Annotated in this window: 1 protein-coding gene; it reads right to left on the bottom strand. The window is 52.3% G+C overall.

The genetic code is table 11. The features are described from left to right. Positions 1–608: fibronectin type III domain-containing protein (locus tag AC0LWN_RS32645; protein WP_474672744.1), on the bottom strand; the 608-nt coding region annotated here is incomplete at both ends.

Here is a 608-nt window from a genome sequence, read left to right as displayed (position 1 = left end):
GTTACTTGATTACTTGTCGAAACTGTTGTCGGCGTTGGCGTTACCAACAGCGTCTTCAGTGTCACCGGTGCGCTATATTCACCTACGCCTCCGGCATTCTTCGCTCTCACGCGTACCGTGTATTCAGTGTTGGCTGCAAGTGCTGTTTTTGTAAAGCTGGTTGTTGCTACACTACCTGCAACCGCTCCATTAATCTCCACATCATATCCCGTGGCTCCCGTAACAGCGGTCCAGCTAGCTGCCAAGCTAGAAGCTGTCGGAGTTAATGTTACTGGTCCCACAACTGCCGGCGTCGTAAACTTGCTAACCGCGGCGCTCCACGCGCTGGCATTATCCGCACTTAATGCCCGCACCTTGTACGTATGTGAAGTGCTTGGCGTCAAGCCTTTGTGCGTATAGCTTAATTCTGTTCCGTTATCCACTACGGTACCATCCACGTCGATTTCATAGCCTGTGGCTCCGGCAATGGCTGCCCAGCTTACTGTTACTTGATTACTTGTCGAAACTGTTGTCGGCGTTGGCGTTACCAACAGCGTCTTCAGTGTCACCGGTGCGCTATATTCACCTACGCCTCCGGCATTCTTCGCTCTCACGCGTACCGTGTATTC

This window comes from Paenibacillus sp. sgz302115 (genome assembly GCF_056120445.1).
Note: the sequence above shows the minus strand (reverse complement) of the source record. Positions and strands in the feature narration are given on the sequence as shown.